The sequence below is a fragment of the Leptolyngbya sp. FACHB-671 genome, from assembly GCF_014695745.1.
Lineage (GTDB): Bacteria > Cyanobacteriota > Cyanobacteriia > Elainellales > Elainellaceae > JAAUTN01.
In genome coordinates, this window is sequence record NZ_JACJOV010000095.1 from 71944 (window position 1) to 87022 (window position 15079).

At 49.5% G+C, this 15079-nt stretch carries 13 protein-coding genes; 8 read left to right on the forward strand and 5 right to left on the reverse strand.

All coding sequences use genetic code 11. The features are described from left to right. Positions 1 to 78: 78 nt before the first annotated feature. Positions 79 to 3852, reverse strand: coding sequence for a chromosome segregation protein SMC (gene smc / locus H6F93_RS13040; RefSeq protein ID WP_190681309.1), 3774 nt, complete (start codon positions 3850 to 3852; stop codon positions 79 to 81). A 254-nt stretch (positions 3853 to 4106) separates the two neighbouring features. Beyond that, positions 4107 to 4805 (reverse strand): hypothetical protein, encoded by a 699-nt coding sequence (locus H6F93_RS13045; RefSeq protein ID WP_190644263.1) that lies wholly within the window; start codon positions 4803 to 4805, stop codon positions 4107 to 4109. A gap of 176 nt (positions 4806 to 4981) precedes the next feature. Here H6F93_RS13045 and H6F93_RS13050 point away from each other — a divergent pair, with 176 nt between their 5' ends. The 4 genes from H6F93_RS13050 (at position 4982) to H6F93_RS13060 (ending at position 9034) form a co-directional block, all read left to right on the forward strand. Next, the gene (locus H6F93_RS13050; protein WP_190681311.1) at positions 4982 to 7777 is read left to right on the forward strand and encodes an NACHT domain-containing protein; all 2796 of its coding nucleotides are present in this window, start codon (positions 4982 to 4984) and stop codon (positions 7775 to 7777) included. A gap of 136 nt (positions 7778 to 7913) precedes the next feature. Further along, a complete protein-coding gene (locus H6F93_RS13055; RefSeq protein WP_190681313.1) occupies positions 7914 to 8336 on the forward strand; it encodes a hypothetical protein in 423 nt (140 codons plus the stop codon). A 236-nt stretch (positions 8337 to 8572) separates the two neighbouring features. After that, complete coding sequence (locus tag H6F93_RS35785; protein ID WP_524537942.1) at positions 8573 to 8677, forward strand: DUF6883 domain-containing protein; 105 nt, start codon at positions 8573 to 8575, stop codon at positions 8675 to 8677. Between the two features lie 111 nt (positions 8678 to 8788). Then, a complete protein-coding gene (locus H6F93_RS13060; RefSeq protein ID WP_190681315.1) occupies positions 8789 to 9034 on the forward strand; it encodes a DUF4926 domain-containing protein in 246 nt (81 codons plus the stop codon). 45 nt (positions 9035 to 9079) lie between these two features. On the opposite strand, the gene ispD is transcribed toward H6F93_RS13060, so the two are convergent. Further along, positions 9080 to 9772 carry a 2-C-methyl-D-erythritol 4-phosphate cytidylyltransferase gene (ispD, locus tag H6F93_RS13065; RefSeq protein WP_190681317.1) on the reverse strand — a complete coding sequence of 231 codons (693 nt, stop codon included), beginning with the start codon at positions 9770 to 9772 and terminating at the stop codon, positions 9080 to 9082. A gap of 115 nt (positions 9773 to 9887) precedes the next feature. Here ispD and H6F93_RS13070 point away from each other — a divergent pair, with 115 nt between their 5' ends. Beyond that, the gene (locus tag H6F93_RS13070) at positions 9888 to 10853 is read left to right on the forward strand and encodes a glycosyltransferase family 9 protein (protein ID WP_190681319.1); all 966 of its coding nucleotides are present in this window, start codon (positions 9888 to 9890) and stop codon (positions 10851 to 10853) included. Positions 10854 to 10874: 21 nt separating this feature from the next. Then, complete coding sequence (locus tag H6F93_RS13075) at positions 10875 to 11498, forward strand: D-glycero-alpha-D-manno-heptose-1,7-bisphosphate 7-phosphatase (RefSeq protein WP_190681320.1); 624 nt, start codon at positions 10875 to 10877, stop codon at positions 11496 to 11498. Here the strand turns inward: H6F93_RS13075 and H6F93_RS13080 are convergent. Then, a complete protein-coding gene (locus tag H6F93_RS13080; RefSeq protein WP_190644256.1) occupies positions 11484 to 11960 on the reverse strand; it encodes a CRR6 family NdhI maturation factor in 477 nt (158 codons plus the stop codon). The two genes, H6F93_RS13075 and H6F93_RS13080, sit on opposite strands and share 15 nt — an antisense overlap. 331 nt (positions 11961 to 12291) lie before the next feature. Between H6F93_RS13080 and H6F93_RS13085 the strand changes: the two genes are divergently transcribed. Continuing rightward, positions 12292 to 12771, forward strand: coding sequence for a Fur family transcriptional regulator (locus H6F93_RS13085; RefSeq protein WP_242042540.1), 480 nt, complete (start codon positions 12292 to 12294; stop codon positions 12769 to 12771). 295 nt (positions 12772 to 13066) lie between these two features. Here H6F93_RS13085 and H6F93_RS13090 read toward each other — a convergent pair whose 3' ends face one another. After that, on the reverse strand, positions 13067 to 13522 hold the full coding sequence (locus H6F93_RS13090; RefSeq protein WP_190681322.1) for a protein tyrosine phosphatase family protein: 456 nt from the start codon (positions 13520 to 13522) through the stop codon (positions 13067 to 13069). A 497-nt stretch (positions 13523 to 14019) separates the two neighbouring features. Between H6F93_RS13090 and H6F93_RS13095 the strand changes: the two genes are divergently transcribed. Continuing rightward, positions 14020 to 15066: a sulfonate ABC transporter substrate-binding protein gene (locus H6F93_RS13095; protein ID WP_242043432.1), complete on the forward strand. Its 1047-nt coding sequence runs from the start codon at positions 14020 to 14022 to the stop codon at positions 15064 to 15066. Positions 15067 to 15079: the final 13 nt, after the last annotated feature.

Consider the following 15079-nt stretch of genomic DNA (forward strand, 5'->3'; position numbering starts at 1 on the left):
CTCGAACCTTGCTGAGATATCAACAATAGTACAGGTACAAATGAAATATCCGTATGGGGGAAATCCGTATTAGTGAAATCAAACGGGCGCACCTTGCAGGTTTATCCCTAGAACCTGAGTATAAGCTCCTCTTGCCTGAGTTACGCCAATTGTACGCTCGGCAGACTCGATCATAGGGCGACGGAGACTCACTACAATAAACTGCGCTTGCTGTGCCTGATGCTTAATCATTCTAGCTAATCGCTCCACATTTGCCCCATCCAAAAACATATCTACCTCATCAAAGGCGTAGAAGGGGGAGGGACGATAGCGCTGAAGGGCAAAGATGAAACTGAGAGCAGTGAGCGATTTTTCACCCCCGGACATGGAAGCTAAACGACGAACTGGCTTACCTTTAGGGTGGGCAACCAGGTTCAACCCGCTGGCAAATGGGTCTTGGGGATCATCAAGCTGGAGGTAGCCGTCGCCGTCAGAGAGTTCGGCAAAAATTGCCTGAAAGTTTTGGTTAACTGCATCGAAGGCTTCTTTGAAGGCACGTTGGCGCAGCGTGGTGAAGTTTTCGATTCGCAGCAGTAATTCGGTTCTTTCTTCTTCTAAGGTGGACAATTTTTGGCTGAGTTCGTCGAGACGGGCTTGGGTGCGCTCGTGTTCTTCGAGGGCTAGCATGTTGACGGGTTCCATTGCCTGGAGGCGTTTTTGCAGCGATCGCAACCCCTGCTGCAATTCTTCCAAGCCCAACTCTTCAGGCACTTCTGGTAGGGGATCGGGCAATTCTGCCTGCTGTGTTTCTAGCTGACCCTGGAGCGTGACCAATTCCTCGCGTCGGGCTTGCTGGGTTTCCTGGAGCTTTCGCAGTTCCCATTCTCGCTGCTGCTGAAGGGTTTGGCGATCGCGCAGTTGACGTTCGACGCGATCGCGCTCTTGCTTTTCGGCAGAAAGAGTTTGCTCCAAGGCAGCCAGAGCAGCTTGGGTTTGGGCGATTTGCTCCGTCAGGGCAGACGATTGGGTGCTAAGGGCAGACTGCTGGTTAAGCTGGGTCGTTTGCTGAGTGCGATATTCCTGCACCCGCTGCTGGTATTGGCTAATTTTTTCTTGGAGGCGCTGACTCTGGGTTTCCAAATCCTGCAAGCGCTGTTCTGCTGTTCTCAGGGCAAGCTGTTGTTCGCTCAAGTGAGCTTCTTGGGTGCGAATAGTAGTTTGAATTTGCTGCCATTCGCTGTGAGTTTGAGATTGCTCCAGGTCAGATAGCACCTGACGCTGCTGCTCCAGGTCCGCTTCCTGGACGGGTAAGTCTTGCTCTAGCGTTTGCAGGCGAGTTTGAGCGGTGGCAAGCTCCTGCGTGTTTTGGCAAAGCTGGGTACGAATCTGGGCTTCCTGGGCGACCAGGCTATTGATTTGCGTCCGAAGCTGCTCGGACTGAAGCTGGAGTTCTCGCTGCTGCTGGCGACCCTCTGTGAGTGCCTGCGATCGCTCTTTCACTGCGGTCACTGCTTGGGTGATCGCGTTCTGACAGCGCTTAAGAATTTGCTCGATCACCTGAAGTCGTTCGTGCAGGGCGATCGCCTCTGCGGATTCGCCGGACTGAACGGTGCCAAAACGGAGAGAACCTTGACGGGTCGAGACACTGCCACCCGTCATTGCGCCACTAGTTTCCAGCAGTTCTCCTTCCAGGGTGACGATGCGATATTGCCCTAGATGTCGCCGTGCCTGACTCATGGAGGAAAACACAACCGTATTGCCAAACACATAGGCGAAAATGTCTCGATAGCGATTGTCGCAGTCGATTAGGTTGGCAGCATAGTCAATGAAGCCCTCTGGGCGATTCCAGGTAGGGATTGCAGAATTTTGTGAGCCGCGAATCTTGTTGAGCGGCAGAAAGGTTGCCCGTCCACCTCGCCGTTGCTTTAACAGTTGAATTCCAGCGGCGGCTACGCCGTCATCTTCAACCACCAGACAGCCTAATCGCCCACCTGCCGCAATTTCTAGCGCAAGCTGGTACTGGGGATCGACCCGTCCTAACTGAGCAACCAGACCACAGACACCGGGCAATCCCGCTTGCATCAGAATCTGGGTGGCATTGGTGCCTTGTGCCTCTTGAAGTGCCTGGGTTTGCGCTTCTAACTTGTCAAGCTGCCGCTGCTTGTCGCGCTGCTCTTGCATCAGGCGGCTCTGGGTGTCCTGCTGGGTTTGTAATTCCTCTTCAGCAGCAGTCATCAGCCTTTGCAGAGTTTCCAGGTGAATTTTGGCCAGATTTTGGGATTCTTTTGCCTGGGCGTACTGCTCTTGCTTTGTGGCAATTTCCTGAGCGATCGCCTCCAACCCCTCGGTCTGTTCTTGAATTTTTTGGCGAAGCTGCGTTACCCGTTCTTGCAGCATTGCTTGTTCAGTGCGCTGCGGCTCAATAGTTTTGAGCAGCGTGTCGATCTGGTGGCGCAGGGTGGTTTGCTCTTGCACCCAGGCTTCAGAGGCAGTAGCGATCGCACTAGCAGCTTCACGGCTCTTGTCTAATGCCTGTTGTGCTTGATCCTGCCCCTGGATTAGAGCAGCGATCGATCGCGTCTCCACCTCATGCTTTTCCTGAGAAAGCTTGTCCAGGGTTTGGACATGTTCCTGAATTTCTCGCTGGGTTCGAGCCAAATTTGTTGACAGGTCACGGCTGGCATTGACCAATTCCTGCTCCTGACGCTGAAGCTGGCGCAGTTCCGCCTCACGGCTTGCTTGAGTGGACTGGAGCGCAAGCTGTTCATCTTCGCCGAGTGCTTTAACACGAGCGTTGAGGGAGTCTAACTCTGCGGTGGATTGCTGAATTTCGGTTGCTAGAGTTGCAAGCTGGGTAGTCAGGTCGCTGGAAGTGCGATCGCCTGCCTCAATTTGCTCGGTCAACTGCTGCACCTGCCGCTGCTGACCTCGCCATGCCAGCACCGCTTCCCACTGGGTTTTGGTTTGGAGTTCGGCTTTGAGTCGCTGATATTTTTCGGCTTTGATCCGGTCTTGGGAGAGGCGATCGCGCTGGGCAATCAGTTCTTTCTCGACAATCCGAAACTTTTCCTCACGCTCCTTGACAGCATTTAGCTTTTCCTTTGCCTGACCGATCTTGCGATCAAACGATGCCACACCTGCCAGTTCGTCGATGATCTCCCGCCGTTCACGCGGATTCATCGAAATAATACTGGTTACGTCTCCCTGAAGCACGACGTTATAGCCTTCCGGGTAGATATGAAATTTGTGAAGCTGCTCGTGCAGTTCTGTCAGGGTACAGGGTTGACTGTTGATGAAATAGTTAGACGTATAGGTTCCCTGCTGCGTTACCCGCAGTTTTCGCGTCACGTTCCATTCGCTAAACAACGCCAAACCGGAAACAAGCTGCAAGGTTTCTGCGCCGTCCGAATGCCCATTTGGGGTGCCGTTGCCGTTTGCTCCGTTTCCATTCCCGACGGCATCTGCACCGTCAGCGCCGTTCACCGAACCGTTTTTGCGGGCTGAACCATTTTTGGCAGTACCATTCTTGCTGTTGGAGGCGTTCGTGCCATTGACCTGAGCGACTAGCCCCTGGAGATCCTCTTCGTCTAGACCTTCCAGATCTTCTGGCTCAATTGCAAAAGTCACCGTGACGCTGGCTTCTACCGTTGCCCGTCCGCGGCTGACCTGATTTTGGTTGACGAGATCGGGCAATCGCTCTGCCCGCATTCCTTTTGAACTGGATAGACCCAGGCAAAACAGCAGCGCATCTAGAATGTTGGACTTGCCCGACCCATTGGGACCCGAAATCACGGTAAACCCCGGCAGCAAAGGAACCTGCGTCGTGCCGCCAAAGGACTTGAAGTGGGAAAGTTCGACGCGCTTAATAAACACTCGCAGGCAGGGTTAGGAAGTTAAGTACAAATATACTTATCAATTTGAATTATGACCAGCATTCCCAATAGGAAAACACTATAGCAGCCCAAAATCATTCAAAATCATTTACGAGTTTGAAGAATAGCGCACATCTTCTGTAGTGGCGTAGCATTCGGGCAAAAATTCTCAATTTAATTCCAGGTTTATCTGCCGAATGCTACGCCCCTAGACGCATTTGGGCAACAGATTAAACTTTTCAAATATCGTGCTACTTACTGACCTAAATTAGTGAATTCAAAGGTCGAAATGATTTCTTGAAATGCCTGTTCGTACCCTTCGCCGCCCTCAGCATAAGAGATAACGACAATATCTTCACCATTAGGGCTGGAGAATACGATATTTTTGCTGCGATACAGCCCGTCAGAGTCAAAGGCGATCGCCTCCTGCCCTGCTACCGTCACTGCACTGTATTCCCCAATCATCACGAACCGATTGTGACCCTCTACCCAAGCTTGCAGTGATTGTTCGGGATGGTTGTAAACCGTAATGCTGACGTTGGGGGGATATTCTGTGCCGCCCTCATAGGCTCCTGCTTGAACGTCTGCATAGTCTGCATCTGACCAAATCTCTACCTGCCCACGAAAGTCATATTCCCCTTCAATCTCAGCGCTTTCCAAGGAGTTATCTACTGTGAAACCATCAGGGACATCGAAGCTAAAGCCAAGGCGATCGCTTTCATAAACGGTGGAATTGTTGGATTCAGTTTCAGTAGGTGACTCGCTGGATTGGGCGATCGCATCTGCTGGAGTCAGATTGTTTGCAGCTTCAACAGTGGATGAAGGAGGAGCCTGACAGGCGATCGCCACCACAGCCATCAAACATGTCAGGGTGCGCGTCAAACCAATCTTCATTCCCCGATTAGCTGAATCACCTTGAACTACTGCCTGCTGTTCACCTAATCCCACACTCATCTCGGACTCCTCGTAACCTTGCTCTCGACTATCGCTTTAAGTAGATTCCGAAGCGATCGCAATATTTCCGCAAACTTTGCTTCCTCCCTTTTTTGCCTTTCCATCTGTAGCCCTAATTTTTGGAGTTGATATCAAAATTTGGGTTAGCTTGATGCGGCAGCGAGATAAAAATAGCGATGGCGACTCGGATCTGGAAGTTTTTAACCACCGACATTAAGGACTTGTTTTCAACAGATACCGTCACGAGCGGCGTTGACGCTGCTAATGCTGTATTCGGTCTGGCAGAAGCACTACAGGATGCAGAAATTGAAAAGCTCGCACCGCAGATTGCTAGGGTTTCCTCACTTTTGGATGTGTTGAATTTGCCGCTGGCAAAGCTAGCAGAATCAACGCTGCCTTTTGTTTCCATTGCCACTGGGCTGCTGAAGTTTTACTTAGAAACCACTCAGACAGAACCATCCTTGGCTCAATCAGTAGGGCTAGTGAGTCAAGCAGCCTACCTGGAAAGCTTTAGAGCAATTTTGGTGGGATTGAGAAATCGAGAACAACTACTGAAGAAAATTGGTCAGGAGCCTGCATCGGAAGGGGTGCAGCGGCAAATTCGGCAGTTGGGTGAGCTAGAAATTGATGATAAAGAGGCGCGACGGGCAATCGCCTTTTTCCACGAATCTAAACTCGCGAAAGCCTTTAACGAAGCCCTCACAGCCCGCTTAACAGAACTGGGCATTAAACCTGAAGCCGCCATCCAAATTGCTGAACGGGTTGCACGCAACACAGATGAGTATATGCTGCCTGCCCTAATCAACGCTGGCGAATCTGTTAAGCAGTTGGTGGACTGGTACCGCTTGGGCGGTCGGGAAGTGTTTGAGAAATACTTCAGCATCGATAGCTATCTCAGCGAGAGAATTCAGCGACGACCGCTGGAGCGGGTGTTCGATGAGCAATTTAGCTTTCGAGATATCTATGTGCCGCTGAAAGCGCAGCTGATTCAAAAAAATGGGGAGCCTGATTCAAATCAGTCACCTGTTCAGATAGAACAGTGGGCAAGGCAACTATTAAATGACGTGGAGAAGGGCGATCGCGTCCTATTTATTCAGGGCGGACCGGGTCGCGGTAAGAGCGTTTTCTGCCGGATGTTTGCCGACTGGGTGCGACAGCATGAGCATCCCCGCTGGACGCCGATTCTGATTCGTTTGCGCGATGTCCGCACGTTGGAAAAAGACTTTGAAGAAACCCTGCGAAAAGCCATAGACCGCGACTTCGCCGAAAACGATCCCGGATGGCTCACCGATCGCAACATTCGCTTCCTGTTTCTGCTCGACGGCTTTGACGAACTGCTCATGGAAGGCAGAACCAGCGGCGGACTGGAAGAATTTTTGCGCCAGGTCGGTAGGTTCCAGGAAAGCTGCGCCCACAACTCTGAAAAAGGACACCGCATTCTGGTCACGGGACGTTCTCTTTCTCTCCAAAGCATTGAACGACTGATGCCACCCAACCTGGAGCGAGTCGAACTGCTGCCAATGGATGACGAACTCCAAGGACAGTGGCTCGCCCAATGGGGAGAACTGGTTGATGCAGACCCAACTCATCTCAAGGAAATCTTGCACGATCCGCGCCTGCCCGATCGCGTCCAGGAACTTACACGAGAACCGCTGCTACTCTATCTCCTGGCAGCGATGCACCGGGATGGAGAGTTGCGCTTAGAAATGTTTGAAGCTGCCAGCGAAGCCAGCGCCAAAGTGCTGATCTACCAAAAAACACTGGATTGGGTGCTAACGAAACAACGCCCCGAACTGCTCAACCGCGACCTGACTGAACTCGAAACCGAAGGACTGCACCGCATCCTAGCAGAAGCTGGACTCTGTGTAGTGCAGTCAGGCGGTGAGTCGGCGGCGATCGCCATGATCGAAGAACGCCTCAAAAGCGACGACAATGCCAAAAGCTTGTTGGAAGCTGCTCAAAACCGTCTACAGGACAGCCCTTTGCGAAATGCCCTATCCGCCTTCTACATGGAATCAGGCAGAAAAGGCTCTGGCTTTGTTGAGTTTACCCACAAAAGCTTCAGCGAATTTCTCTGTGCAGAACGACTCAAAGAAGCGATCGAGGACTGGTCAAAGGGGGGCGATCGCCGTCGCGAATTCTACGTCCCTACCGAACAAATGGACTGGGAAATCTACGATCTCCTCGGCTACGGCGGGCTCACCCCGGAAATCGTAGAATACCTGATGGTATTGCTGATCAAGAATTCTGAATTTGATCCAATTTGCTTATTCAATCGCTTAGAAAACTTTTACCTTCGCTGGTATAACGGCGAGTTCATTGATGCGCCGCCAGAAAATTTGCCTCAAAGAAAAATGCGACTTATAAGACAGCTACTGAGATATCAAAGCCCTACTTTGGAAAATTTAGGGCAGCGACAAATAGATACCTACGTAGGACTAAATGTCATTATTTTACTTTCTGAGCTACATCGATACGCTCAAACTGATACTCAGTTAAAAGAGAAAATCAGTTTTTATCTTTGCGGACAAAGCGGCACTAATGATTCTGATCGCTTTCGTCTACTTCGAATCATAAGCTGGAGTTACTGCATTCACGTTTGGACGTTCAAGGAAATTGCTGGGAAATTCCTCAAAGGTATTGATTTAAGTCAAGTAGCGCTTAGGGGCGCATACTTAATCCATACAAACTTTGAGGAGGCAAACTTAGAAGAAATAGATTTAAGAGGTGCCGATTTAAGATATGCGAACTTTTACAAGGCAAATCTTAGAAGAGCTGATCTCAGTGGAACGAACCTCAGTCAAGCAATTCTAATTGATGCCGATTTAAGCGGAGCTTGTCTTGCAGGAGCAAATCTTAGTCAGGTCATAGTGACTAATAAGACTGTTCAAGAGAACTGGAAAAATGTTCGAGGTTTAGAAACAGTGATTAATCTACCAGAGAATTTAAAGCAGCAGTTGAGATCGGAATAGATTGAGATGGTTGATTCAGTAAAATGCTGGCCGCGAGGACACCCAAGAGCATAGTACTTTTGCTTACAAGCAAACTTTAGTGGTCGTACATACGGATTAAAGAAAAAGGTACGCATTATTACAGAGGATAGCAATTGTGGAGAGCATCGCTTTTTTGGGTATTACAGGCATCGCTATTCTGATAGTTTTGTTTACTTTGGTGGTCTTGACTTGGTTTGGACACCAGTTTGGTTATAAAGTTCTTGATCTATTTAGCCGAGTAAAGAATGAGCGTGGAATTCTCGCAGAGAAGGGATATATACCCTCCCGTACAAAGATTGTTAACAAAAGGGTTGTTCATAATCATGAGGGTTTCGGTTCAACTAGTTACGATATTCCAGATGAAATTCAACTGCCTGAAAAGTGCATTCTGCACATCAAGTTAAATGAGGAAATTATCGTTGCTCCAGTCAGCAAGAAGTTGTATCGCACTCTTGAGCAGGGCGATAGTGTTACTGTCTGGTACTCGCAAGGGCGATTTTCTAAAAAGATTTACTTTAAGAAAGTAAGGCGTTTGTAGGAAGTGGAGATCGGATGAGTTAATTGTGTTGAATAGAGGAGAAGTATTGCGATCGCTCACTTCTTCGGACTTCACAATTGTTTTGCAATTAATTTATCTAGGGGAGTAAAATGAAATTGAATATGCGGTTCCAACAGCGAAGATAGGAAGAAATGCGTGGCTTACTTGATTGACATTTGATACTTTTAGAAATTGTAAGTTTAAGCTTATACTTCTACTAATTAAAATTTGACACAGTGAGATTGCCAAATCTTGAACGTGCAGTCATTGAGCCAGAAAAATTGACTGGATATTTGCTAAATACTAACCATCGGCGGGGTAGTGCAAGGCTCGCCTTTTAATCCAGTTCGGCTACAGCATTGATAATTGGAAGCAGTTAGAAACAGACATACGAAACTATCATCTGAACTTTCCACGTTTGATCACACTAATTCCAGAATGAAGAAGGCGATATGGACTTTGAACTGTATACGGATGTAGTGCTTTTGCAGGATATCCCTGAAGAAAATTTGCGAGCAGGTGATATTGGCGTAGCTGTTGACCGCCATGATATTGAAGGGATTGAACCAGGTTATAGCCTTGAGTTCTTTGACATGCTAGGCGAAACTATAGCAGTTGTGACTTTAGCAGGAAGTTTGCTTCGCGTTCCGACTCATGCAGATCGACCGACTGTGCGTTCTGAAGCAATATCGGCATAGCTAATGGTAACGGTGAAAGAGCGATCGCCCCATTCCTAAGTAACCTTATCTCTGGCTGCTCAATCGCTGACGTAGGATGAATTCAGCGATCGCCAAATCCGCTGGGGTTGTAATTTTCAGATTGGTTTCTTCGCCCTCTACGATTTGAACAGACAAACCAAAATGCTCGAATAGAGCTGCATCGTCGGTTACCTCTATGCTCTGTCGTTGCCCTTCAGCGTGACAGTGGAGCAATTGTTCAACGCTAAAGCCTTGGGGCGTTTGGGCTGCCCAGAGTTTGCTGCGGTCTAGGGTGCCAGCGATCGCCTTGGTTTCATCGACAACCTTGATGGTGTCTTTCACGGGCACTGCCGCAACCAGTCCTGGATAGGTCAACACGGCTTCAGAGCAGCGATCTAGCAGTTCGGGAGTTGCTAGACAGCGTGCCCCATCATGAATCAGCACATGTTCTGCAACCGCAGGTAGTGCCCGTAAACCGCGATAAACGGACTCTTGTCGAGTTGCTCCGCCTTGAATAAAGCGGACTGACTTCGTCAAAGCTAAATCTGTCACAATTTCTTTGAAGTCCTGCCAGTCCTGGGGCTGTCCAACAATGCCGATCCAATGAATGCTGGGTGCGGCTTTGGCTGTCAGGAGCGTCCAGGCAAGCAGAGGTTTATCCAGGAGTGGCATGAGCAATTTGTTGCGGTTGCTCCCCATCCGCCGACCGACTCCTGCTGCTGGAATTAATAGATACACGATGTCCCTCTATCTAAATCACGAGACTAACTTTCTCACAGTGTGTTCTAATTAGGCATTTCACCGAGTCTATGTTCCCTTAAAATAGGGGTGCGAATATGCGTAACAAAATATTATGCGAATAGTGGCTCTTGTCCCTGGTGGGATTGGTGATCAAATTCTGTTCTTTCCAACGCTGGATGACCTGAAGCGAACCTATCCTGATGCTCAAATCGATGTGGTCGTAGAACCAAGGGCAAAAAGTGCCTACCGGGTGTGCAAGTCGGCGGATGAAATCATCCTATTCGACTTCAAAGACCGCAACAGTCCGGCGGATTGGGCAAACTTGCTGGGCGTAATTCGCGATCGCTACTACGACATTGCGCTCTCCTTGGGGCAGCGATGGGGCGTTGGTTTCCTCCTTTGGTTGACTGGCACCGCTATGCGAGTTGGCTACAAAGGCAATGCAGGGGGGCAAATTTTTCTCACAAATACGGTTCCCCTCAAGTCTGAGCAGTACGCTGCTCACATGTATCATGACCTGCTGCAAGGTCTGGGAATCAATACTCCTTGCCCTGAGGTGTCGATTAGCATTCCCAAGCGGGATCTAGGGTGGGCTGAAGCCGAGCAAAAGCGATTGGGAATTCCGGGTAGCGGCTACGTGCTGATTCATGGCGGTTCTAGTGAACTGGCACAGGCTAAAGGCATTGACAAAATTTATCCGGTCGAGAAATGGAAGCAAATTGTTCAGGATTTTCAGCAGCGACAGCCTGACCTACCGCTTGTAGTAGTGCAGGGACCAGAAGATCAGGAATTTGTTGCAGCATTAACCAAAGCCTGCCCCAATCTAAAAGTCACCACACCTGGAGATGTGGGCAAACTCGCTGCCATCATCGCTGGAGCAAATCTGCTGCTGTGTACAGACAGTGCCCCTATGCACCTGGCGGTGGCACTTAAGGTTTACACTCTGGCCCTATTTGGCCCAACTGATCCCGCTAAGTTACTGCCCGCAAGCGACAAGTTCGTGGGAATCAAGTCCCCAACGGGAAATATTGCTGATATTGATCCTCAAACTGTGCTGAAGCAGGTTTGGGGAGGGTAGCCGCAAATCAGGGAAAGGGGTATGGGTAGAACTGCCGTATTTCTCGACCGGGACGGGGTGCTGAATCTGGAAGCAGGCTACATCCGTCGCGTTGAGGATCTGCATCTAGTTCCCGGAGCGGCTCAGGCAGTGCGGCTGCTCAATGACCGAGGACTATTTTGCTGTCTGGTGTCTAACCAGTCTGGACCAGCACGAGGCTACTATCCTGATAGCCATGTCCAGGCGTTACACCAGCGGCTTTGCAATTTACTGAGAGTTGAAGCAGGCGCAAGACTGAATGCGCTTTACTATTGCCCCTACCTTAGCCCACCAGAAGGCGGAATCAATCCTGAATTTGCCCGCTGGTCAACCTGGCGCAAACCCAACACCGGTATGTTAGTTGCTGCCGCTTGGGAGCACGACCTAGATCTGAGTACCAGCTTTATGGTGGGGGACAAGGCAACTGATATAGATTTGGCGCACAATGCAGGCTGTACTGGAATCTTGGTGCAAACAGGGTATGGCGATCGCGTCCTCAACAACACCTATCAACACGCCACCAAACCCGACTACATCGCCCAAGACCTCCTCGTCGCCGTCACCTGGATTCTACAGTCCTCTTCTAACCCTCAGCCCCCAATCCCCTGCCCCTCAGAATCGGATTAAATCAAAAAGATCATCCTCCAACTCATACCCCAACATCTTGATCATGAACTTGATCTTGGTGCGGCTGTTGATTCCTTGCTCTTGCATCCAGTGGGTCAACACAAAAATCTTGTGCATGACAAAAATTTCTAGCGCTTCCGGGTTGTACTGAATTCCTTCTGTGGGGCTGAACTGATGTGGCACCAGCATTGCAGCATAAAGCGCTAATTCTTTTTCCCAATTCAACAAGAATGGTAGCCAGGGATATTGAGCATCTAGCCGCACAAACCAAAGGCGAATCTCCGGAATTTCAGAAAGCTCTCTTGGATCGGTTGGGTCACGGGGATAATCAATTTCAAACTGAAGCTGTTGTTCGTGGTTGGCGATCGCTCCTTCCTCTTGCCATGCCTGAATCACCATCTGAGCAGGCGACAGGTCAAGGCTGTGAATATGGTCAGAATTAAGATGAAGTGTAGTCGTCATGGCGTAGTTCAACAGAGGACATCCTCTGGATACTTTACCTAGAAAAGATTACAGTCGCTCAATTCCTTGACTTTCAATTCCTTGACTTTAGTAGGCATTTATAGCTTATCTAAGTTAAAGTGGTAGTGAGTTTGATTTGAGCTCTAATACATTTTTAGGATTTCTAGTCTTGCTTTAGGGCGATTTGCCTATTCTGCTTGAACTTTTTATTAGTAAACGAACAATAACCTTTGGTGCGTCTAGCTAAATAGAGGCTAAAGTTTCATCTTCACTTGAGATCGGGTGAAGTGGGAACTAATAAACTGGGTGACTAACCTGTTGGATGAGGTTGATGGTACGTGATATGCAAAATGAAGTCGCTACAAGAAAACCCATTAAATCTCTAGAAGATGCGATTGACCGCTGTCAGGCATTAGGAATGCGTCTGAGCAAACAACGTCGCTTTATTTTAGAGTTACTTTGGCAGGCAAAGGAACACCTGTCAGCCCGCGAAATTTACGATCGCCTCAATCAGCAGGGTAAAGCGATCGGTCATACGTCTGTTTATCAAAACCTGGAAGCTTTGTCTGGGCAAAATATTATCGAATGTATTGAGCGATCGGACGGACGCCTTTACGGCAATGTGAGCGATCCCCACAGCCACATCAACTGCCTTGATACCAATCAAATCATGGACGTTCATGTCCAGCTTCCCGAGGATTTGCTGCGCCAAATTGAGCAGGAAACGGGAGTCCGGATCACCGATTACTGCATTAACTTCTATGGCTACAAAGCGCCTGAAACCGTTTCAGAACCTAGTGTGGTTGGTTAAAGTTCTAAATTTTCTAGTTCCAAATGCTTGAAGGGGGAGTGTAGTCGTTGTCTCACTCCCCCTTCAAGTTTTTTAAATACCTCTGCCTCGTTCATTTGCCAAACCCCGTCTGAATTTGAATTGTATTTGAATTCAATTGAAATACAAAAGCGATTCGTTTCTGGTACGATATGCGAGACTTCCACTTGCTCCAGTGAGTGAAGTGCGATCGCCCATTCCCTTGAGACGATGCAGGTATCTCGGTTCAACTCTTACTCACAGCAGCCTCAAACCGTTGCTATTGTTGCCGCGAGACTCAGTGGCGCTCTGGTAGCAATTCTTTAGGGGGGTAATGGGTTTCGATAAATTGCTTCAGGTGTGGCTGGTCTGGCTCAAGACCAAGCTGTTCTGCTTGCTCGGTCAAATCTTCTGGCGATAGGTTTTCCTGAGTGGCTTTGGCAATTAGGGCGATCGCCCCTGCCCTTGCTCCCGCCCCACAGTGAATCAAAACGGGCTTTGGCAAACCTTCCAGTGCCTCTAACGCTTCTGAAACCTGACCGTTGCTGAGATTGGAATTGCTCAATGGAACGTTGCTGTACGCCAACCCTGCTGCCTCAGCCTGCTGCTGCTCGTCGCTCAAAACGCCTGCCTCATCAGGCGATCGCAAATTCAACACTGATTTGAACCCTTCTGCTGCTGCCTGCTGAAGCTGTTCAGGAGTCACCTGCCCCGCAATGCTCAACTCGTCACTTACTCGCTTTGGTTCGCCCATTGTTCCTCTACCGCTCTCTCAAAAAGTTTCCTGGTGCCATTCCCAACTCAAATCGAGAAATCAGTCAACGGATTGTGCAAACTCCTGCCAATCTACAAATCCCGGTAGGCTGTGTTGGATTTAGCAGAGGAGAATCACAATCCGTTCACTGAGAAGAGTTAGGAGCTGCACGGGCAAGGTATGAACCTGTACCTTTAATCAAAATTTACGATATACCGACGTATTTACCGTAGATTATTTGATTGATTAGAAGCTTCCCACAGGACTGCTCAAAAAGCAAGATCGGTCATGAAAATTTTGGTCTACTTCAAGTCGTAGGCTGGAACGCTTACTGAGGAAAGAATACGAAAGAAACTTGCTTTCTCAAGTTAACTGTGCAATATTCCTCCTTAATCTGATTAAATACAGTAATGCCATCGACTTACCGTATTTTGCATGAGGATGAATGGTCTTCCAGCCAGTCGCTTTAGGGCGATCGCACTTGTAGAAAGAGGGTTATGAGCAATTCAGGAATTTCGGTTTTCACAGGACTAAGGCGCTTTCGGCAAGTTTGGCGGCACCGAATGGTGTCACTGCTGTTTGTGCTGGGGCTGGGTTTGAGCCTGGTGGTTGCGTCCTGTAGCCCAGCAACCGTTTCTGGTGACTCAGCAGCTTCTCCATCTGCACCTGCCGAGAGCCGAGTGGTGAGAATTGGGCACCAAAAGTTTGACCCCTTCACGCTGGTCAAAGCCAGGGGTGGATTAGAGAAACGCTTGCAGGAATTGAACGCAACCGTTGAGTGGACAGAGTTTCAGGCTGGGCCGCCGATGCTAGAAGCGCTCAACGTCGGCAGCATTGATGTGGCTCGGACGGGTGATGCGCCGCCCGTATTTGCTCAAGCGGCAGATGCTCCTCTGGTTTACGTGGGCGGCAGTACCCCCAAAGATCGCAGCTCTGCCCTGTTAGTGCCTGCGGATTCGCCGGTGCAGTCTGTCGAAGATTTACGCGGCAAAAGGATTGCCTACACCCGCGGATCGAGCGCGAATTACTTGCTAGCGGTCATTTTGGAGGAAAGGGGGCTGCAATGGAGCGATGTGGAGGCGATTAACCTGGCTCCGGCAGATGCGCGGGCTGCGTTTGAGCAAAAGAGCATTGACGGCTGGGTGATTTGGGACCCTTTCTATGCAGCGGCTCAAGAGCAGGTTGACGCACGGGTGATTCGGGATAGTGAGGGGCTAGCAGCAAATCGAGATTTCTACTTAGCCACAAATTCCTTCGCGGCTGAGAATGCTGACGTGATTGAGGCGATCGCCGCTGAAACGCAATCCGTAGCAGAGTGGGCAGAGGCAAACCCAGATGAAGTGGTCGGCATTTTGTCCCCCATTCTGGGCATCGAAGCGCCCATTTTGGATGTGGTCAACGCCAGACGCAACTACAGCTTTGAGCCAATTAACGGCGACATGGTCGCAGAACAGCAGAAAATTGCCGACACCTTTTTTGAACTGGGGCTGATTCCCAAGCAGGTAAAGGTGCAGGACGTGATTTGGCAAAAACCTCCTGCTTGAATTGTTGCGTGCC